Source organism: Cryobacterium sp. TMS1-13-1, from assembly GCF_004403125.1.
GTDB lineage: Bacteria > Actinomycetota > Actinomycetes > Actinomycetales > Microbacteriaceae > Cryobacterium > Cryobacterium levicorallinum.
Genome location: NZ_SOGX01000007.1, coordinates 40,146 through 60,946, shown reverse-complemented (window position 1 = coordinate 60,946; position 20,801 = coordinate 40,146). Strand labels below are relative to the sequence as shown.

The window sequence follows — 20,801 nt, the reverse complement described above, 5'->3', positions numbered from 1 at the left end:
TCGCACCGCAATTTTCGCGGTCAGCTGCCCGCCCCGGTTTTCAATCGGTCCCGCCGTAGACTGAAATCGTGAAAAGCTACTGGACCCTTCTGCGCACGCCCGGCGTATCCCGCCTCATCGCTGCGCAGTTGACGGCCCGTTTTCCCTTCGGAATGCTCTCCCTCGCTTTTCTCATTCACATTGAGCGGATCTTTGATTCCTACGGCGCGGCCGGACTGGTTCTCGGTGCCATGAGCATCGGTCAGGCCATCGCCGGGCCGCTCACCAGCCGACTGATGGGCCGACTCGGCATGCGCCCGGTGATCATCGCCACCATGTTCATTTGCGCGGTGGCGATCATCGTGATGGCGCTGATTTCGCTGTCGGTGCTGAACCTCATGCTGATCGGATTCGTCGCCGGCCTGTCCACCCCGCCGATTCAACCGGCCGTGCGCACGATTTACCCCAAAATCGTCAACTCCCGCCAGCTCACCCCGCTCTTCTCGCTGGATGCCTCGGCACAGGAGATCATCTGGGTGCTCGGCCCGGTGATCGCGACCTTCGTGGCGCTGCAGGTATCGACGACCGCGGGCATCCTGCTCGCCGCATTCTTCCTGGTCGCCGGCGGAATCTGGTTCGTCGCCCTGCCCGAGGTAGGCCGGGTGCGCATCCCGCGCAGCCGCCGCAAGCTCGGCGTTGTGCTCAAAAAACCCGAGGTGCTGCTCAGTACGGTCGTCGGGTTCACGCTCGTCGCCGCCTGCGCCGCGGTCGAAGCCGGTGTGGTTGCGGTGTTCGGCCACGGCAGCGCCGACGCCGGCTGGGTGCTCGGCATCTTCGCGATCGGCTCACTCATCGGCGGCCTGGCACTCGGACACGCTCCGATCGGCCCCTGGGCCCTCGCCACCCGTATGCTCATCGTCACCATCGGGTTAATTCTGGCCAGCCTATGGCTCACCTTTTGGTGGCTCTCCCTCGCGCTGCTCCTGGCCGGGGTCGGCATCGCGCCCGCCTTCGCTGTTCTTTTCGGCATCGTCTCGGCGAGCGTGAAATTCAGCGACACCGCCGAAGCCTATGGCTGGGTCGGTACCGGCCAGCTGATCGGCGCCGCCATGGGCTCCGCCATCGCCGGGTTCTCGATCGACCATTCCGGCCCGGTGTCGGCGATCTACGTCGCCGCCGGTTTCGCGGCCCTCGGCTGCATCATCCCAGCGCTCGGCCGCCGCTGGCACCCGGACCTGCGCGGGCGCGACATCAGCCCCATACCCGACACCGAGCCCATCCAGGTGCAGGTCTCGTAACATTGAGGGATGACTTCCCTCACGCTCAATGACGGCCACGTGATTCCCCAGCTCGGTCTCGGGGTGTACAAGGTAGCGGATGCCATCGCCGCCGACACCGTGCAGGTCGCGCTCGAGGCCGGGTACCGTCACGTCGACACCGCAGCACTCTATGAGAACGAGGTCGGCGTCGGGCAGGGGCTCGCGCGCTCCGCTGTGCCCCGGGAGGACGTGTTCGTCACGACCAAGGTGTGGAATGACCGCCACGGCTACGACGAAACGATGAACGCCTTCGACGAGAGCCTGGCCAAGCTGGGCCTGGACTACGTCGATCTGTACCTGATCCACTGGCCGGCACCGCAGCAGAATCGCTACGTCGAAACCTATCGCGCCCTCGAAGCCCTGCGCGCCGACGGCCGTGCCCGCTCGATCGGGGTCTCGAATTTTCACCCGCACCACCTCGACCGGCTCCTGGCCGAAACCGACGTCGTGCCGGTGCTCAACCAGGTGGAGTTGCACCCGTGGCTGCCGCAAACGGAGGTTCGCGCGTATGACGCGGCCCACGGCATCCGTACCGAAGCGTGGTCGCCTCTGGCCCGCGGGCGCGCAATCGGCAACCCGATCCTCGATGCGATCGGCGCCCGGCACGGCAAATCAGCCGCGCAGATCGTGATCGCCTGGCACCTCGCGCTCGGCAACATCGTCATTCCCAAGTCGGTCACCCCGGAGCGCATTCGCGCCAATATCGACGTGTTCGACATTGTGCTCGACGACGACGACCTCGCGGCTATCGCCGCGCTCGAAACCGGCGAGCGCACCGGCACGGACCCCGACGACTTCGACTGAACGGCCGCGGGTCGAGCTCGGTCCCGCAGGAGGTGGTCGTAGGCCCGCACGCCCATCGTCACAATCAGGCTCGCCCTCGCGAGCCGGACCTGCCAGACTCCGCACGCTATAAGGGCAGGACCCTGATCGTGAACGTCCTGCGTGCAGTCGCGCCGGTATTGTCCTTGACCTCCACGGTAAAGGTGAACGTCCCGGCCCTCGTCGGTGTGCCGGTGACTCTGGCCTCCGGCCTGTTCTCCAGGGTGTTTCCAAAGAAGCGTGTTCCGTCCGGAACATTGCCGGAGGCAAGTTTGAATCTGAACGTCGAGGGGCCGGGTGGATCGCTGCAGACGATATAACCCAAATACGCCTGTCCCACCGTGGCATCGGGCAGCTGTGCCGGAGTGAGAAAGACGAGTTGCTCGGAGGCTGCCACCGAAGCTGAAGCACTGTCGGACGAGGCGGACATATTCCCAGCGGCGTCGAAAGCGGCCACGGTGTACGTATAGGTGCCAACGGCGAGGCCGGAGTCGATGAAGCTCGCCGAATCGGTCGTACCCAGGAAGGTGCCGTTACGGTTGACCCGGTAACCGGTCACCCGGGTGTCGTCCGTACTGACTCCCCAACTCAGGCTGACCGTGGATCCGACGACAGTAGTCGCCAGATTCGTTGGAATCGAGGGAGCGGTGGTATCCGTGACCGGCGGTTCCGGCACCGTCACTGATGCGCTGTTGCTGGCCGCAGAAACATTACCCGCACCGTCCACCGCAGCCACCGAATAGGTGTAGCTACCGGGGCTGCGGCCGCTGTCGTTATAGAAGGTGTTCAGCACGGTGGTGATCACGACGCCGTTGCGGGTCACCCTGTACCCGGTGACGCCCACATTGTCCGTACTGGCGGTCCAGCCAAGATCCGCGGTGGTGCCGGAGAGTGTCGCCGTCAAGTTGGCGGGCACACTGGGAGCGGTGGCGTCCGTCGTCGGAGCCGAGACGGTCACTGATGCACTATTGCTTGCACCGGAGGCATTCCCGGCAGCATCGAAAGCGGCCACAGTGTAGATGTAGGTTCCTGCCGTCAGGCCTGAGTTGGAAAAGGATGTACCCGTCACAGCGCCCGCAAGCAGAGTTCCGTTTCGGGTGACGCGATAGCCGGTCACGCCGATATTGTCGCTGCTGGCTGTCCAGGCGAGATTGGCCGTAGCGCCGGAGAGTGCTGCGGTGAAGTTGGTAGGCGTGCTGGGAACGGTGGTGTCCGACGTCGGCGGCTGCGTCACGACGCACCCAGACAGAGTCCTGGTGGTCACTGCCGTTGAACCGTCCCGCATGTCTACCGTGCAGTCTGCGGGCGCTGCATACGGGTCGCGCTCGATGCGGAACGTACCCGAACTGTCGCTGCGGCCCATCACTACGTTATCCACACTGATGTCGCGGGAGGCAATGGCGGTCCCCTCGATCCGCAGAGCTGAACCACTGACCTCCGCCCTAGAAACGGATACGACAGCTGCCGCTGGCGTTGCGATAATCAAGCCGGGCAGTACGGCAGCCAGCAGAATAGGCGCGAAAACCAAATATTTTCTGTTGAGCATGATCCTGTCCTCATTCCGAGGTTCCGAGGTTCCGAGGTTCCGAGGTTCCGAGGTTCCGAGGTTCCGATGGAGGATGCCGTTCCGTGTCGCGTCTTCCTAGCGGCGGCATCCCCTGATTCCAGAGACCAATCCATACCTCAACCGGTATCGAACCTGCGACGGAGTTCCCGGTCTGGCCAACGGGCTCAAGACGAACGAGACACGCATTGAAACAAAACCCGTACGGGAAAATGTACTCCGTTCATATTGAATTGCAAGGTTTGGTCATCACGGATTGTGGTACTTCCGCGGCTCTGCCGAATCACGTCATTCGCGGTGACAGCGGCCATAATCCTGATAGCCAACTAGGTGACTCCGAGGCTTGCGAGCTGCGTGCCCGCAGTCGCGATCGGCGCGAAGCCGGCACGTCCGCGGCTGTCGACAGTGGCGAGATCCTGATGATTTGGAGTCCTCGGCCGGGGCCCGTCAGGTTTACCAGCGCGGGTGGATCTGCTCCCGCAGGAGCCGGTCATAGATGTCCTGAACGCCCTCGTTGAAGGCGAGGTCAAGCGGTTCGGCTACACCGGCAGTCGCGTTTCCCTGCGCCTGGGCGACCGAGCGGGCTCCCGGAATGACGGCGCTCACCCCGTCGATCTGGGCTACCCAGGCCAGGGCTGCCTGGGCCGGCGTGAGGCCGACCGGGGCGAGGGCGGCAAACTCGGTCGCGGCCTGCAGGCCGACCTCGAAGTCGACGCCGGAGAAGGTCTCACCGACGTCGAAGTGGCTGCCGTCCCGGTTGAAGTTGCGGTGGTCACTCTCGGCGAAGATCGTGTCGGCGGTGTATTTGCCGGTCAGCAGCCCGCTGGCCAGCGGAACCCGGGCGATGACGCCCACCCCGGCGGCGCGTGCGGCCGGCAGCACCTCGTCGAGCGGCTTGAGGCGAAAAGCGTTCAGGATGATCTGCACCGTGGCGACGCCGGGGTGGCTGATCGCGGCGAGGGCCTGGTCGCAGGTCTCCACGCTCACCCCGTAATTGGCGATGACGCCCTCGTCGACGAGGGTGTCGAGCGCGTCGTAGACCTCGCCGGAGTCGAAGACAGCGCTCGGCGGGCAGTGCAACTGCACCAGGTCGAGAGTGTCCATGCCGAGGTTCGTGCGGGAGCGGTCGGTCCAGGCGCGAAAATTGGCGAGCACGAAATTCTCGGCCAGCTGTTCGACTCGGCGGCCCATCTTGGTGGCCACCGTGATTTCCGCGCCGAGGGCCTCATTGGCGAGAAATTGGCCAATCAGCCGCTCGCTGCGGCCGTCGCCGTAGACATCCGCTGTGTCAAAGAAGGTGACACCGGCATCAGCGGATGCGGCGAGCACGCCGGTCGCGTCGGCGTCGGACACCGCTCCCCAGTCCGCTCCGAGTTGCCAGGTACCCAGGCCGATCACGGAAACAGTGCGGCCGGTACGTCCGAGGGTGCGTTTTTGCATATCCCTAGCTTAGGCACCCGCCGCACATCGCTGCCGCACCATTTGGCCGCCGGCCCGGCTACGGGCGCCACCCCCGCGACCGGAGCGCAGCATCGACGGCGCCCTGCACCCACTCCTTCGTCGAGCCCTCGCGCACGGTGATGACCAGCCACCCGGCCTCGCGCAGGTCATGCAGGCGTTCGGCATCGCGGTTGAATTGCGCCGTATCAGTGCGGTGCTGCTCGCCGTCGTACTCCACGAGCACTTTGTAGCGAAAATAGACCAGGTCGCCGCGAACGCGTCGTTTGCCGCGCGGCAGGGGAATGTCCCGGTTCGTTTCGGGTTCAGGAAAGCCGCACACGACGAGGAACAGACGCAGGAACGTTTCCCTTCGGGATTCCACCCGCGGCCGAATCATCGCCTCGGCCGCCCGCAGACGCAGAGCGCCACGATTCCCCGCATACTGCACCACCCGCGCGGCAATCTCGGGGGCGGTCGCCAGTCCAAGCTCCGGTCGCAGCAGGTGATCTCCGGCCGCTACCAAATCATTCAATTCCAGAACGGATGCCAGTTGGCACCACGCCGAAATCGGCTCGAGCACCGGCAGCCCCGCCACGCTGCGCACTCCCGGGGACGTCGCCACACGATGTCCGTTGACCCCGGCAAGTCGCAGAGTCAGATCCGGGTCGATCACCGATACGTGAAGAAGCGGGTCGGCCTCCAGGTCGGCCGGCAGGGGCATGCCGTGCAGGCGGGCAGCTGTGGCGTGGCTGAAGAAGGCACCCGCAGGCATCCGTTTGTGAAGTGCCCGACAGCGGTCATTCAGGTTGTGAACGGTGCCAGCGGCAACACACACACCCCAAAACGGATGCTCTACATCGCGTGACCGCAGGCGCTTGGCCGAGACACCTGCCGCCCGGGCCGCTCCAAAGGTGAACGCGCCGGAATCGAAGCCGGGAGGAAGAGGAGTTTGGATGTGCATGGCCTGAGAGTGCCACGAACGGTGACCCACCCGACGGTTATCCACAGGGTGCAATGGGTCGGGCGCCACTCCACAGGGTCGCCCGGGGAAGCGCGCCACTCCACAGGTCAATCTCGGCCGAGCACACGCGAGGTGCCACCTTTTGCCCCCTGACCACGGCCCAGCACACCCGAGGTGCCACCTTTTGCCCCATCAACGCTCGCCATGGGGTAAAAGTTGGCGCCTCACGAGAACCATGGGGCAGAAGTTGGCACCTCGAATCCGCATTGACGGCGAGAGCGCGCACTCCAGAGTTGGCGCTCCTACTCAGGGTAACAACCACGGCCACTCAACCAGGAGAACTGCGAAATGGCCGCCCACGATGACCCAGACGAATGTGCGCCCGGGAATCGCGTCGAGAGCAGCCCGCACGTTGTGGCGGGCCTCGCTGCTAGCGACTCCCGATCCGCTCCGCGATCAGCGGACCGCCATCCTGCACGGGCTCCCCCACATCGCCGATGCGCCAGGCACCCTCAACGACTTCGAGCGCACGGGCGAACCGGGCCGGCTCGTCGGCGCTCAGCGTGAACAGCGGCTGGCCCTTCACCACGGTGTCGCCGGGCTTGGCGTGCAGGTCGATTCCGGCTGCATGCTGCACCGGATCCTGCTTGCGGGCGCGCCCGGCACCGAGTCGCCAGGCACCGATACCAAAAGGCAGCGCCTGCTGTTCCACCAGCACGCCGCTCCGCTCCGCGAGCACAACGTGAGTCTCGCGCGCGACCGGCAACGCGGCATCCGGGTCGCCACCCTGCGCGCGAATCACGGCCCGCCATTTGTCCATGGCTCGGCCATCCTTCAGAGCCGCGCCCACATCGACACCGGTGATTCCGGCGAGCGAGAGCATCTCCTCGGCCAGGGCCACGGTGAGTTCAACCACGTCGGCGGGCCCGCCGCCGGCGAGCACCTCCACCGACTCGCGCACCTCGTTGGCATTGCCGATGGCAAACCCGAGCGGAACGTTCATATTGGTCAGCAAAGCGGATGTCGCCACCCCGGCATCCTCGCCCAGCTCGACCATCGTGCGGGCCAACTCCCGCGACCGCTCGATGTCCTGGAGAAAGGCGCCGGAGCCGAACTTCACATCGAGCACTAGGGCCTGAGTGCCCTCGGCGATCTTCTTCGACATGATCGATGACGCGATCAGCGGGATCGCCTCGACCGTTCCGGTGATGTCACGCAGTGCGTAGAGCTTACCGTCGGCCGGGGCCAGGCCGCTGCCGGCCGCACAGACCACACCCCCGAGCTCCTGCAGCTGCTTGAGCATCTCGGCGTTACTCAGGTTGGCGCGCCAGCCCGGAATCGACTCGAGCTTGTCGAGCGTTCCGCCCGTGTGACCGAGGCCACGGCCGGACAACTGCGGCACGGCCGCGCCGAAGACGGCGACGAGCGGCATCAGCGGCAGCGTGATCTTGTCGCCGACGCCTCCGGTGGAGTGCTTGTCGGTGGTCGGCTTGCCGAGCCCGTCGAAGCTCATCCGCTCACCGCTCGCGAGCATTGCCATGGTCAGAGCCCGAATCTCGCTGCGGCTCATGCCGTTCAGAAAGATCGCCATGGTCATGGCGGCCATCTGCTCATCGCCGACGTAGCCACGGGTGTACGCGTCGATCAGCCAGTCAATTTGCGGTGTGGTCAGCTCGCCGCGGTCGCGCTTGGTGTGAATTAGGTCGACGGCGTCAAACGCTTCGATGGTGCTCATGGTGCGCTCCTTCAGAGCCGATTACACAATGGAAAATCCTCACGACCGGGCTGAACGAGCCCAACGGCTAAGACGAAGCTGCGCTGGCGCGATAGTCGGCGAGTTGGCGCGGCCCGAAGGCATCCGGCAGCACCTCGTCGATGGTTTTGACGCCGGAGACCGTTTCGAGCAGCATGCCCGGCGCGGAGTGTTCGTAGAGCAACTGGCGGCAGCGGCCGCACGGCATGAGGATGCCGCCATTTCCGTCGACACAGGTGAACGCCACGAGCTGGCCGCCACCACTGAGGTGCAGCGCGGAGACCAGGCCGCACTCCGCGCAGAGGGTGAGGCCGTAGGAGGCATTCTCCACGTTGCATCCGCTGATCACTCGCCCGTCATCGACGAGCGCCGCGACGCCGACCGGAAACTTCGAGTACGGCACATAAGCTGTGGCCATAGCGGCGAGGGCTTGCGCGCGCAGCAGCGGCCAGTCGATGCTCACACCACTCACTTGATGTACGGCTTTCCGTCAGCGGCGGGTGCCCTTGAGCGGCCGACGAACCCGGCAACGGCGAAGATCGTCACGACGTAGGGCAGCATGAGCATGAATTCGCTCGGTACCGGTGAGCCGATGATGCCCAGTACGTTCTGCAGGTTCGTCGCGAATCCGAACAGAAGCGCTGCGAGGGTCGCCTTGATCGGATGCCACTCGCCGAAGATCACCGCGGCGAGGGCGATGAAGCCCATGCCGTTGGTCATCTCCTTGTTGAACGCACCGACCGCGCCGAGGGTGAAGTACGCCCCGCCGAAGCCCGAGATGACACCGCCGAGGGTGACGGCAACGAAGCGAGTGCGGTTGACGTTGATGCCAACCGTATCGGCGGCCTGCGGATGTTCACCCACGGCGCGCACGCGCAGGCCCCACTTGGTGCGAAACAGGGCAAAGAACACGAGCGCTACCGCAACGTACATGGCATAGACGATGATGGTCTGGCGAAACAGCACCGGGCCAATGATGGGGATTTCGCTGAGCAACGGAATATTCAGCCGGGGAAAGACGGCCGGTGAGTTGAGGGTGGCGCTGGGTGCGAGCACCTGCGAGTACAAAAAGCTGGTGAGCCCGATCACGAGAACGTTGAGCACGACACCGACGATGACCTGGTCGACGAGGTACTTGAGTGCGAACACGGCCAGCACCATGGAGACGAGCGCCCCAGCCACCATCGCCGCAAGCAGGCCGAGGTAGGGGTTCCCCGTGGCGGAGGCGACGACCGCGGAGCTGAAGGCTCCGGCCAGGAGCTGCGCCTCGATGGCCACATTGACGACGCCGGCGCGTTCGGACAGCACACCGCCGAGGGCACCGAAGATGAGTGGGGCGCTCAGGGTGACCGTTCCGATCAGCAGTCCGGGCACCGGAATGGTCGAACCCGATGCCGCCCAGGCCAGAAAGCCCACCAGGAATAGCAACGCGAACAGGATGGTCAAGACGATCGGGATCTTGGTGTGACGATAGACCAGCCAGGCCGACGCCGCAGCCATGAGCACGAGCGCGATGGCCACGAACACTCCGGTAGCCAAGGTTGGCAGGGCCACCTCTGGCAGTTGGATCAGGTCGCGCTCTTCCGAGAGGCGGAAGGTGCTCAGCTCACCGCGCTGGCCGCGTCCGAGGAACACGAACAGGATCAGCGACAGCGCGGCAAATCCGCCGAAGGTGATCGGAATCTTCCAGCTGCGAATCTGCGCCGTCAGCTTCACGATCGGGGCCGAAGCCGGAGCGGGGCTCTGTGTGATCGTGCTCATTTCGCCACCACCTCGTTGGTCTTGCGAATCCTGGGTTTCTTGGTGGTGCCCGGTGTCGGAAGGTGGAACATGGCACGCACCAGCGGCGGCGCGGCGATGAACAGCACGATCAGCGCCTGCACGACGACGACGATGTCGATTGGCACACCCTCAGCCGCCTGCATGGCGAACCCGCCGGCTTTGAACGCACCAAAGAGAATGCCGGCGGCAAAGATACCCCAGGGCTTTGAACGACCGAGCAGGGCGACGGTGATGGCGTCGAAGCCGATGCCGGCGTCGATTCCGGAACTGAAGCCCGTGGTCAGGGTCCCCAGCACCTGGTTGACGCCGGCCAGGCCGACAAGCGCTCCCGAGATGGCCATGGCGTAGAAGTAGACGTTCTTCACGTTGATGCCGGCGACCCGGGCTGCGCTGGGGTTCTGCCCGACGGCACGAAACTGAAACCCGAGGTTCGAGCGGCTGAGTAGCCACCAGACGAAGATGGTGGCCGCGATGACGGTGAGAAAACCGGCGTGCAGGTTGTAGCGCGGCCCGAACAGATCGGGGAACACCGCGGTCGCTGCCATGGCCGGTGTCTTCGGGTTGTTACTGCCAGGCGCCTGCAGCGCACCGGGGGTGCGCAGCAGGAACTGAATCAGGTACAGCGCGACGAAGTTGAGCATGATCGTGACGATCACCTCGTGGGCACCGGTACGAGCCTTGAGCAAGCCCACGATGCCGCCCCAGATAGCCCCACCAAGCAGGCCGGCCAGAACGGCGACGATCAAGTGGATGCCGGCTGGCAGGTCAACCGCGAAAGCGACCCAGCCAGCGGCCCCGGCGGCGATGAGCATCTGCCCACGACCACCGATGTTGAACATGCCCACGCGAAAAGCGAGCCCCACACCGAGCCCGGCCGCGATCAGCGGCGTCGCAAAGGTGAGTGTCTCGGTCAGAGGGCGAATCGCGGTGAGAAAGCTGTTCGCCCGGAAGTTGTAGATTGCCCCCTGGAACAGCGCGGAATAGGCGCCCGCGACGGAGTCCCAGACAGCCTGCAGCAGGTCGGTCGGTCGGGAGAAGAAATATCCGGCCGTCTCCTGCACGCGTTCGTTGGTGAACGCGATCAGAATCGCCCCAACCACGAGAGCGACGAGGACGGCCAGTACAGAGATCATGGCGCTGCCGCCGGTGATGTCGCGCAGGGTTTGGTTCCAGCGCTCGGACCCATCCTTCCTTCCCTGGCCGGACCCGGGAGCGACCGGAGCCGCCGGTGCGGTGGCGTCGCTCACAGCGCGCCCTCCATTTCCGGAGCGTGCTCGCCGGCCATCATGAGGCCGAGCGTGGCGCGGGGGGTGTTGCCTGGCACGATTCCAACGATCTCTCCTCGATACATCACCGCGATGCGATCGGCGAGAGCGACGACCTCGTCGAGCTCGGTGGATACCACGATGACCGGAATTCCGGAGTCGCGAGTTTCGATAATGCGGGTGTGCACGAATTCGATCGAACCCACGTCAAGACCGCGGGTCGGCTGGGCCGCAACGAACAAACGCAGATCACGGCTCAGTTCACGAGCGAGCACGACCTTCTGCTGGTTACCACCCGAGAGCCGTCCGGCCTCCATATCGCTGCCCTGCGATCGAATGTCGAACTCCGCAATTTTCTCGGCGGCGAACTTCGCTCTAAACCCCAGCTGCAGGTTGCCCGCCTTCACGAACGGCGCTCCGGAGCTGCGGTCGAGCATGAGGTTCTCGGCGATGCTGAAGTCGGCGATGAGGCCGTCTTCGGTGCGGTCTTCGGGAACGAAACCGACTCCGGAATCGAGGATGTGCCGCACGCTGTAGCCGCGCAACGGCTTGCCGTCGAGTTCGATCGACCCGGTGACGTGCTGCTGTAGTCCGAGCAGCGCTTCGGTGAGTTCGGTTTGGCCGTTGCCTTGGACGCCGGCGATGGCAAGTACTTCACCGGCCTGCACGTCGAAGCTCACGCTGTTGACGACGATCTGGTTGCGGGCATCGATCACCGAGAGGTTTTTCACCGACAGGGCGGTTCCACGCAACTCTGGCGCATTCTTGTGCACGGTCAGTTCAACGGCCCGCCCGACCATGAGTGAGGCCAACTCCGCGTTGGTCGCAGCCGGCGACGCCTCACCGACGACCGTTCCCAAGCGGATGACCGTGATGCGGTCCGCGACGGCGCGCACCTCCCGCAGTTTGTGCGTGATGAACACGATCGAGGTTCCGGACTCGGCGAGCTGGCGCATGATGGTCATGAGCTCATCGGTCTCCTGCGGGGTGAGCACCGCCGTCGGTTCGTCGAACACCAGTACCTTGGCGTCCTGGGACAGTGCCTTGATGATCTCGACGCGCTGCTGCACGCCGACCGGCAGGTCTTCAATGACGGCATCCGGGTCGATGTCGAAGCCGAACCGGTCAGAGATCTCCCGCACCTTGGCTCGGGCCGCACTGAGGTCGAGGCGGCCACCGAAGGTGGTCTGTTCGTGGCCGAGAACGACATTCTCAGCAACGGTGAACACCGGAACGAGCATGAAATGCTGGTGCACCATACCGATCCCGGCTTTCATGGCGTCGCCCGGCCCGGCGAATTTCTGCACCACGTTATCGAGCAGGACCTCGCCCTCTTCGGCGATGTACAGGCCATACAGCACGTTCATGAGCGTGGACTTACCAGCGCCGTTCTCGCCCAGGAGGGCATGAATTTCACCCGACTCGACGACGAGCGAAATGTTGTTGTTGGCGACCAGCGCACCAAAGCGCTTTGTGATGCCTCGAAGTTCGAGCTTCATTGATCCTGAATTCCTGGGTCGAGCGCGACGGGGGAAAAGCGCGGGGGAACTGAAATGGGGAGGCCGACAATCCGGCCTCCCCAGGTCACTACAGCGTATTACTGCTTCGGCGAGGAAGGCGATTCGACCGTGATCGAACCGTCGATGATTCCTGCTCTGATGGCGTCGAGCTCGTCGGCCAGGGTCGTGGGGACCTTGGATTCGAAGTCGTGGAACGAGGCAATGCCCACGCCGTCGTTGTCCAGAGTTCCGATGTACGGGGTGGCGTCGAAGGTGTCGTCGCCAGCGCCGGAAACGACGTCGGAGACGCTGACCTTGATCCCCTTGAGGATGCTGGTGAGGAACAGGCTCTTGTTCGTCGCGTCGGTCTCGTAGAGGTCAGCGTCAACGCCCACCATGGCGATGTCCTTGCCCGAGCTCTTGATCGCTTCAATCGCGCTCAGAAAGATCGGTCCACCAACGGGCAGTAGCACGTCGGCATTCTGGTCGATGAGGCCTTGCGCATTGGCGAGCGATTCGACGCCGGCGGCGAAGCCACCCGTGAACGAACCGGTCTGCGAGGCGACGTCCCAGCCGATGGTCTTGACGGAGGTGCCGTTCTGCTCGTTGTAGTACGCGACGCCGTCAGCGAAGCCATCCATGAAGATGGTGACGGTCGGAAATTGCATTCCGCCGTAGGTTCCAACGACGCCGGTCTTGCTGTAGCCGGCTGCCGCATAGCCGGCCATGAAGGCGGCCGGGGCGGTGTCGAAGATGATCGGCTTGATGTTCGGGGCGTCGACCTTGCCGTCGAAGTCGAGGTCGGCATCATTGTCAATGATGGCGAAGTTGACTTCGGGGTTGGCCAGGGCAGACTCAACGGTCGCCGCGGCGAGGTTGAATCCGACGGTCACGATGAGGTTGCAGCCCTGGTCGACAAGGTTCTGCACGTTGGACTGGTAGTCGGTCTCGGATGTTGACTCCACGGTTTTCGGCGTCACACTGAGTGCGGCCGCAGCCTCAGTGAGGCCCTCGAAGCCGAGCTGGTTGAACGACTTGTCGTCGAATCCACCGGCGTCGGATACCATGCAGGGCAGGAAGTCGCTCGCGGCGGCGGAGCTGGTGTCGTCGGTCGTTGCGGGCGCCTGAGCACAAGCGGCGAGCATCGCCACGGTACCGAACATTGCAAGACCGGCAAGTACGGTCTTACGGGTCGAAATTGTCAAGATGACCTCCAGGGTGCTGCCCAGCGAGATCGCACGGGCGTGGTGCGATCCACGTTACCCAATGAGACGCTGCGCAGATGAGCATTGTGCGTGCGCGACCGAGTCGTTACCAAGCCGCGACATTGGCGAAACGAATTTCCCCTATTGGGGTGTGCTGGGGCCGGTCACTGTGATGATCCCCGCTATAATCGCGGCGCGAATCTGTTCGAGTTCGTCCACCAATTCGGCTGAGACCAGGGCGGACTGATCGTGGAAATCGGCGATTTCGACGCCGCCGTTCTTGAGCGTGCCGACGAAGGCCTCGTTGTCAAAGCTGCCCTCGAGGTCAGCTCCGATCGTCTCGACGACCGCCGCTGACGTGTTTTTCAGCACGCTGGTGAGCACGACCGACTGAAACTGGGCCGGCAGGGTGATATACCCGTCGTTGTCGACCCAGATGATCGATACGCCCGGGTTCTCGATGGCAGCGGCCGCCGCGCCCTGGCCGACCTGACCGGCCACCGGCAGAATGATGTCCGCGCCCTGATCGATCAGCGTCTGGGTCAACGACTTGCCTTTGTTCACGTCCTCAAAGTCGCCGGTGAAGGAGCCGTCCTGGGCGTCCTTGTTCCAGCCGAGTACCTCAACCGTCGTCTCGTGCTTGTCGTTGTACATGGCGACACCATCGACGAAACCGTCCATGAACAGAGTGACCGGCGGCTGGTTGCCGCCGCCAAATGTTCCCACCTTGCCGGTTTTGGTGACGCCGGCCGCGAGGTACCCGGCCAGGAACGAGGCCTGGGCGGTATCGAACACGATCGGCTTCACGTTCGGCGCGTCCACGAACTCGTCGACGATCGCAAAGTGCACGTCGGGATTTTTGGTGGCTTCGGCGAGGGTCGCATCGGCGAGCTCGAAACCGACGGTGAGCACGAACTGGCATCCGGTCGCCACGGCCTGGCTCACGTTCGGTGCGAGGTCGGTCTCCGCCGTCGACACGATCGCGTCGGTGTCAATGTTGTACTTCGTCGCCGCTTCCTGCAGCCCCTCCCAGGTGGACTGATTGAAGGAGCGGTCGTCGAGACCGCCCGAGTTTGTGACCATGCGCGCGCAGTACTCCGGCTCCGTCGCATCCGGTGTCGCGGTCGGTGTCGGTGCGGGCGCGCAGCCGACCAGCAGCACAGCGGATGCCACGAGGGCAGATACGGCAATCAAGCGGCGCATAGACACTTCCTTAAGCATGAACTGGAATTCTAGTCAGGTTGGGCCTAGAGCACGTCGCTCGAACCGGACAGCTTGAGCGCGTCGACGACCGCCTTGACTTTCTGGGCATTGGCACTCGTCGTCACCAGCAGGGCGTCGGGGGTGTCGACGACGACGATGTCCTCGACGCCGATCAGCGCGATCATGCGCCCGGTGTGGCTGACCACGATGCCGCTCGACGAGTCGGCGAGCACTCGGGCACCCTCACCCAGGATGGCGAGGTTGGCTTTGCGTCCGCCGGAGTGCAGCTTGGCGATCGAGGCGAAGTCGCCCACGTCGTCCCAGTCGAACTGGCCGGGAATGACGACCAGTTTGCCGGCGGCGGCGGCGGGTTCGGCCACCGAGTAGTCGATGGCGATCTTCTTCAGGCGTGGCCAGACCTGGTCGACGACGGCGCCGCGGGCCGGTGTGTCCCAGGCCTCGGCGAGTTGCATGAGGCCGGCGTGCAGTTCCGGCTCTGCCGCTTCGATTTCCGCTAGCAACCGGTCGGCGCGGGCAATGAAGATGCCGGCGTTCCAGAGGTAGTTGCCGTCGGCGAGGTAGCCTTCGGCGATATAGGGGCTGGGCTTCTCCACGAAGGAGTCGACGGCGAGAGCGGTCGACGCACCTTCAATATCGAGCGAGGCTGCGCTCTTGATATAGCCGAAGCCGATTGCAGCCTCGGTCGGCTGAATACCGATGGTGACAATGTAACCGGCGTCCGCCGCGGCGACAGCCTCGGTCACAGCCGACCGGAACTGAGCATCGCCCTTGATGACGTGGTCGGCCGGAAACGACCCGATGATGACGCCGGGTTCGCGCAGCTGCAAAATCGCGGCCGCGAGGCCGATCGCAGCGGTCGAGTCGCGCGGTTCGCTCTCCAGCACAACATTCGGGTCGGCCAGTTCGGGCAGCTGCAGCTCGACGGCGGCGCGGTGGGCGCGCCCGGTGACGACCATGATGCGCTGCTCGGTGGAGAGCGGAACGAGGCGATCCCAGGTATCGCGCAGCAGGGTGTGACCGGAACCGGTGAGGTCATGCAGAAATTTCGGGGCATCCGCTCGTGACAGCGGCCAGAGCCGGGAACCGATGCCGCCGGCGGGAATCACGCTGTACAGGCGGTCGAGGGGCTCACTGGACGTAATCATCGCCCCAGACTATCGCTGAGGTCGCTACGACTGTTCACCCACCGGCCACCCGACGGCAACGCCCGCGGCCTACTTTCGAACCATGCGGATCGCAGTCATCAGCGAAAGTTTCCTCCCCACCGTGAGCGGGGTGACCACGAGCGTCTGCAAGGTGCTCGAGCACCTCGCGGCCACCGGGCACGAGGCCATGGTGATCGCACCCTACGGCGCCCCGGCGGAATACGCGGGCTTTCCCGTGCACACCGTTTCAGCGCTCAACTACCGCCAGTTTCCGGTCGGTATCCCCAGTCCCCAGGTGCAGAAACTGCTCGCCGATTTTCGGCCGGACGTGCTGCACGCGGCCTCCCCGTTTCTGCTCGGAGCACAGGGCATCAGCGCCGCGAATCGGCTCGACATTCCCTCGGTCGCGATTTTTCAAACGGATGTCGCCGGTTACGCCCACCGCAATCACCTCGGCCCGGCCACCGCGCTGGCCTGGCGCTTCGTGAAGTGGGTGCACGAGGGTGCCACTCGAACCCTGGTGCCGTCGTCGTCGTCGATGGCCGCCCTGCTGCGGCTCGGCGTACCACGCCTGGCGATGTGGACCCGTGGCGTTGACCTCAACGGGTTCCACCCGAACGTCAAGAATGACCCGGCCGTCGCTGCGCTGCGAGAACGCATTTCGCCAGCGCACGCCATCGGCGCACCGCGCGACGTGATCGTCGGCTACGTCGGTCGGATGGCTCCGGAGAAACAGGTCGAGCGGTTGCGCGCCCTGCGCGGGCTGCCGGGCATCCGTTTGGCGCTGGTCGGTGACGGGCCGAGCGTGGCGTCTATAGGACGAGCGCTGGCCGGCATATCCGTGACTTGGCTGGGCCGGCTCTCGGGCGCGGAGCTGGCCGTTGCCTACGCGAGCTTCGACCTGTTCGTGCACGCCGGTACCGAAGAGACCTTCGGGCAAACCATCCAGGAGGCCCACGCCACCGGGCTGCCGGTGGTCGCGCCCTACGCCGGTGGGCCGATCGACCTGGTCGCCCACGGAGAGAACGGCTACCTGTTTCGGCCGGACGACGACCGCGACCTACGGCACTGGGTATCTCAGCTGGTCGGCGACCCGGCGCTGCGGGCGCGCATGGGGGAAGCCGGGCGCCGCGCCGTGCTCGGACGCTCCTGGCCGACGGTCTGCGCGGACCTGGTCGACTACTACGAACAGGCCATTGACGAGCGTCGCGCAGTGCGGGCCGACACGCATGTACCCCCATCCATGCAGCGTTAGGTTAACCTAACCGGCACGATGTGGCGGCGCACTTGTAGACTAACGGTATGTGCTCACAGCACATTCTCGGTCTCACTAAAGAGCCATAATTCAGCCAGGGAGGGTTGTTCATGCCACAGAAGGCAGGAACCCTAGATTCTCAGCAGAAGACGACATCACGTCGCCCCGCCGGCACCCTGTATCGGGGTGACACGGGCATGTGGTCTTGGGTCTTACACCGCATCACCGGTGTCGCGATCTTCTTCTTTCTGCTCGTCCATATTCTCGACACGGCACTCGTGCGGGTCAGCCCCGAAGCGTACAACGCGGTCATCGGGCAGTACCAGACGCCGATCATGGGTCTCGGTGAGGTCGCCCTCGTCGGCGCCATCGTGTTCCACGCCTTCAACGGACTGCGCATCATTCTGATCGACTTCTGGAACGCCAAGTACCAGCGCGTACTGTTCTACGTCGTCATCGGCCTGTGGGTCGTCACCATGCTGGGCTTCGTGCCGCGCCACCTCATCAACGTGTTCAGCCACTAGGGGGCGACAGACATGACTTCAACAATCGACGCTCCCCGCAGCCCGTACACTCGCTCCACGAAAAAGAGCGGCGTCAACTGGGAAAAGTGGGGCTGGATCTACATGCGCGTCTCCGGCGTCGTGCTGGTCGTGCTCATCTTCGGCCACCTGTTCGTCAACCTCATGATCGGTGAGGGCGTCAGCGCCCTGAACTTCGCGTTCGTCGCCGGCAAGCTGACCAACCCGTTCTGGATGACCTGGGACATCATCATGCTCTGGCTCGCCCTGATTCACGGCGGCAATGGCATGCGCACCCTGGTCAATGACTACGCGACCTCGCGTATCAGCCGCGGCATCCTGAAGGTCGCGATCCTGGTCAGTGTCGTCGCCCTGATCGTGCTGGGCACCCTCGTGGTGTTCACCTTCGATCCCTGCCCCGCCGGTGCGCCTGCCGACCTCGTGGCCTCGTTCTGTAAGTCCCTATAGGAGCTGCACACAAAAAAATGACATCCCCCACAGCACCCACCGGCGCAAACCCGGAGTCCACCGTCGTAGACGGTGTGCACTACCACCAGCACGACATCGTCATTGTGGGAGCGGGTGGAGCTGGCATGCGCGCCGCCATCGAAGCCGGCCCCCATGCCAGCACGGCTGTCATCTCCAAGCTCTACCCGACGCGTTCGCACACCGGTGCAGCCCAGGGCGGCATGGCCGCGGCGCTGGCCAACGTCGAGGAAGACAACTGGGAATGGCACACCTTCGACACGATCAAGGGTGGCGATTACCTGGTTGACCAGGACGCCGCCGAGATCCTGGCCAAGGAAGCCATCGACGCGGTCATCGACCTCGAGAACATGGGCCTGCCGTTCAATCGCACGCCAGAGGGCAAGATCGACCAGCGGCGTTTCGGTGGCCACACCCGCGACCACGGCAAGAGCCCGGTTCGCCGGGCCTGCTACGCCGCGGACCGCACCGGCCACATGATTCTGCAGACGCTGTACCAGAACTGCGTCAAGCGCGGCATCAACTTCTTCAACGAGTACTACGTGCTGGACCTCGTCATGACCAACGTCGACGGCGTCGACCAGCCGTCGGCCGTGGTCGCCCTCGACCTGTCGAGCGGCGAGCTGCACGTGTTCCAGGGCAAGGCGTTCATTTTCGCCACCGGTGGTTTCGGAAAGATCTACAAAACCACCTCGAACGCCCACACCCTCACCGGTGACGGCGTCGGTATCGTCTGGCGCAAGGGCCTGCCGCTGGAGGACATGGAGTTCTTCCAGTTCCACCCGACCGGCCTGGCCGGGCTGGGCATCCTCCTTACCGAGGGCGCCCGCGGTGAGGGAGCAATCCTCCGCAACGCCTCCGGTGAACGCTTCATGGAACGCTACGCGCCGACCATCAAGGACCTCGCCCCGCGTGACATCGTCTCACGCTGCATGCTCAAGGAGGTTGCGGAGGGTCGCGGTGCCGGTCCGGAGAAGGACTACCTCTACCTGGATTGCACCCACCTCGGCAAGGAACTGCTCGAGACCAAGCTGCCCGACATCACCGAGTTCGCCCGCACGTACCTCGGCGTCGACCCGGTCACCGAGCCTGTCCCGGTCATGCCGACCGCGCACTACGCGATGGGCGGCATCCCGACCAATGTGAAGGCCGAAGTCTGGCGCAACAACGAGGTCGTCGTTCCCGGGCTGTACGCCGCCGGCGAATGCGCCTGCGTCTCGGTGCACGGCTCCAACCGCCTCGGCACCAACTCGCTGCTAGACATCAACGTGTTCGGCAAGCGCGCCGGTATCAATGCGGTCGAGTATGTGAAGACGGCGTCATTCGTTCCGCTGCCGACAGACCCGGCCGGGGAAGTGCGCGAAATGCTGGAAGGCATCCGTTCATCGACCGGAACCGAACGCATCGCCGTGCTGCGCAAGATTCTGCAGGAGGAGATGGACAAGAAGGCTCAGGTGTTCCGCACCGACGAGTCTCTGGCCGAGGTCACCGAGACCATCCACCTGCTGCGTCAGCGCTACAAGAACATCGGTGTGCAGGACAAGGGCCGCCGGTTCAACACCGACCTGCTCGAGGCCGTCGAACTCGGCTTTCTGCTCGACCTGGCCGAAGTTGTCGTCTATTCCGCCCGCAACCGCAAGGAAAGCCGCGGCGGCCACCAGCGTGAAGATTACCTCGTTCGCGATGACGAGAATTATCTGAAGCACACCATGGCGTACCTCAAGGGTGACGCGATGTCGGCGGACGCCGCCGACCACATCAAACTCGACTGGAAACCGGTTGTCATCACCCGTTACCAGCCGATGGAGAGGAAGTACTAGTGAGTACCGCCACGATCGACAACAAGCCCATCGTTCCCGAAGAGATCAAGTCGTTCACCGCCACGATCATCGTGCGTCGGTTCAACCCCGAGGTCGACGACGAACCGCACTGGCAGGACTTCGACGTGCAGCTCTACCCGACCGACCGGGTGCTCGACGCGCTGCATAAGATCAAGTGGGAGCAGGACGGTTCACTGACCTTCCGTCGTTCCTGCGCGCACGGGGTCTGCGGTTCGGATGCGATGCGCATCAACGGCCGCAACCGCCTGGCCTGCAAGACGCTCATGAAGGACCTCGACGTCACGAAGCCGATCTACGTGGAGGCAATCAAGGGCCTTCCGCTGGAGAAGGACCTCATCGTTGACATGGAGCCGTTCTTCGCGTCGTTCAAAGAGGTGCAGCCGTTCCTCATGAACAGCGTCACCCCGGTCAAGGGCAAGGAACGCATTCAAACCGTCGCCCAGCGCGCGCGCTTCGACGACACGACGAAATGTATTCTCTGCGCCGCCTGCACCTCGGCCTGCCCGGTGTTCTGGACCGACGGCCAGTACTTCGGCCCGGCCGCCATCGTGAACGCCCACCGCTTCATCTTCGATTCGCGGGACGATGGCGCCCAGGTGCGCCTCGACATCCTCAATGACAAAGAGGGCGTGTGGCGTTGCCGCACCACGTTCAACTGCACGGATGCCTGCCCCCGCGGCATCCAGGTGACCCAGGCCATCGCCGAGGTCAAGCAGGCCATTATGCGTGGCAAGGCGTAA

Annotated in this window: 18 protein-coding genes; 7 read left to right on the top strand and 11 right to left on the bottom strand. The window is 64.3% G+C overall.

Annotated elements, in window-relative coordinates; all coding sequences use genetic code 11:
* The first annotated feature begins 68 nt into the window (after window positions 1–68).
* On the top strand, window positions 69–1,277 hold the full coding sequence (locus E3T31_RS05985) for an MFS transporter (protein ID WP_134467935.1): 1,209 nt from the start codon (window positions 69–71) through the stop codon (window positions 1,275–1,277).
* 9 nt (window positions 1,278–1,286) lie between these two features.
* Entirely contained in the window at window positions 1,287–2,102 is an 816-nt protein-coding gene (locus E3T31_RS05980) for an aldo/keto reductase (protein WP_134467934.1), read from the top strand.
* A 106-nt stretch (window positions 2,103–2,208) separates the two neighbouring features.
* Here E3T31_RS05980 and E3T31_RS05975 read toward each other — a convergent pair whose 3' ends face one another.
* The 11 genes from E3T31_RS05975 to E3T31_RS05925 all read right to left on the bottom strand — a co-directional run bounded on the left by E3T31_RS05975 (window position 2,209) and on the right by E3T31_RS05925 (window position 15,958).
* Window positions 2,209–3,666: a putative Ig domain-containing protein gene (locus E3T31_RS05975; RefSeq protein ID WP_134467933.1), complete on the bottom strand. Its 1,458-nt coding sequence runs from the start codon at window positions 3,664–3,666 to the stop codon at window positions 2,209–2,211.
* Between the two features lie 471 nt (window positions 3,667–4,137).
* Window positions 4,138–5,124, bottom strand: coding sequence for an aldo/keto reductase (locus E3T31_RS05970; protein WP_134467932.1), 987 nt, complete (start codon window positions 5,122–5,124; stop codon window positions 4,138–4,140).
* A gap of 58 nt (window positions 5,125–5,182) precedes the next feature.
* Window positions 5,183–5,896 (bottom strand): DUF559 domain-containing protein, encoded by a 714-nt coding sequence (locus tag E3T31_RS05965; RefSeq protein WP_134467931.1) that lies wholly within the window; start codon window positions 5,894–5,896, stop codon window positions 5,183–5,185.
* Between the two features lie 619 nt (window positions 5,897–6,515).
* Window positions 6,516–7,820, bottom strand: coding sequence for a thymidine phosphorylase (locus tag E3T31_RS05960; protein ID WP_134467930.1), 1,305 nt, complete (start codon window positions 7,818–7,820; stop codon window positions 6,516–6,518).
* Between the two features lie 67 nt (window positions 7,821–7,887).
* Window positions 7,888–8,301, bottom strand: a complete 414-nt coding sequence (locus E3T31_RS05955; RefSeq protein ID WP_092448981.1) for a cytidine deaminase — start codon at window positions 8,299–8,301, stop codon at window positions 7,888–7,890.
* A 5-nt stretch (window positions 8,302–8,306) separates the two neighbouring features.
* Window positions 8,307–9,599, bottom strand: a complete 1,293-nt coding sequence (locus E3T31_RS05950; protein WP_134467929.1) for an ABC transporter permease — start codon at window positions 9,597–9,599, stop codon at window positions 8,307–8,309.
* On the bottom strand, window positions 9,596–10,867 hold the full coding sequence (locus tag E3T31_RS05945; RefSeq protein WP_241977691.1) for an ABC transporter permease: 1,272 nt from the start codon (window positions 10,865–10,867) through the stop codon (window positions 9,596–9,598). The genes E3T31_RS05950 and E3T31_RS05945 overlap by 4 nt, the downstream gene beginning before the upstream one ends.
* The gene (locus E3T31_RS05940) at window positions 10,864–12,384 is read right to left on the bottom strand and encodes an ABC transporter ATP-binding protein (protein WP_134467928.1); all 1,521 of its coding nucleotides are present in this window, start codon (window positions 12,382–12,384) and stop codon (window positions 10,864–10,866) included. The genes E3T31_RS05945 and E3T31_RS05940 overlap by 4 nt, the downstream gene beginning before the upstream one ends.
* 98 nt (window positions 12,385–12,482) lie before the next feature.
* Window positions 12,483–13,589, bottom strand: coding sequence for a BMP family protein (locus tag E3T31_RS05935; RefSeq protein ID WP_134467927.1), 1,107 nt, complete (start codon window positions 13,587–13,589; stop codon window positions 12,483–12,485).
* A gap of 141 nt (window positions 13,590–13,730) precedes the next feature.
* Window positions 13,731–14,792, bottom strand: a complete 1,062-nt coding sequence (locus tag E3T31_RS05930; protein WP_134467926.1) for a BMP family protein — start codon at window positions 14,790–14,792, stop codon at window positions 13,731–13,733.
* Window positions 14,793–14,836: 44 nt separating this feature from the next.
* Window positions 14,837–15,958: a mannose-1-phosphate guanylyltransferase gene (locus E3T31_RS05925; protein ID WP_134467925.1), complete on the bottom strand. Its 1,122-nt coding sequence runs from the start codon at window positions 15,956–15,958 to the stop codon at window positions 14,837–14,839.
* Window positions 15,959–16,040: 82 nt separating this feature from the next.
* Here E3T31_RS05925 and E3T31_RS05920 point away from each other — a divergent pair, with 82 nt between their 5' ends.
* From E3T31_RS05920 to E3T31_RS05900, 5 genes are all read left to right on the top strand, one after another.
* Window positions 16,041–17,213 carry a glycosyltransferase family 1 protein gene (locus tag E3T31_RS05920; RefSeq protein WP_134467924.1) on the top strand — a complete coding sequence of 391 codons (1,173 nt, stop codon included), beginning with the start codon at window positions 16,041–16,043 and terminating at the stop codon, window positions 17,211–17,213.
* Window positions 17,214–17,323: 110 nt separating this feature from the next.
* Window positions 17,324–17,737: a succinate dehydrogenase, cytochrome b556 subunit gene (sdhC, locus tag E3T31_RS05915; protein ID WP_134467923.1), complete on the top strand. Its 414-nt coding sequence runs from the start codon at window positions 17,324–17,326 to the stop codon at window positions 17,735–17,737.
* 12 nt (window positions 17,738–17,749) lie between these two features.
* Window positions 17,750–18,202 carry a succinate dehydrogenase hydrophobic membrane anchor subunit gene (locus E3T31_RS05910; RefSeq protein WP_134467922.1) on the top strand — a complete coding sequence of 151 codons (453 nt, stop codon included), beginning with the start codon at window positions 17,750–17,752 and terminating at the stop codon, window positions 18,200–18,202.
* A 17-nt stretch (window positions 18,203–18,219) separates the two neighbouring features.
* A complete protein-coding gene (gene sdhA / locus E3T31_RS05905) occupies window positions 18,220–20,040 on the top strand; it encodes a succinate dehydrogenase flavoprotein subunit (protein WP_134467921.1) in 1,821 nt (606 codons plus the stop codon).
* Window positions 20,040–20,801, top strand: coding sequence for a succinate dehydrogenase iron-sulfur subunit (locus E3T31_RS05900; RefSeq protein WP_092448923.1), 762 nt, complete (start codon window positions 20,040–20,042; stop codon window positions 20,799–20,801). Before sdhA ends, E3T31_RS05900 begins: the two co-directional genes overlap by 1 nt.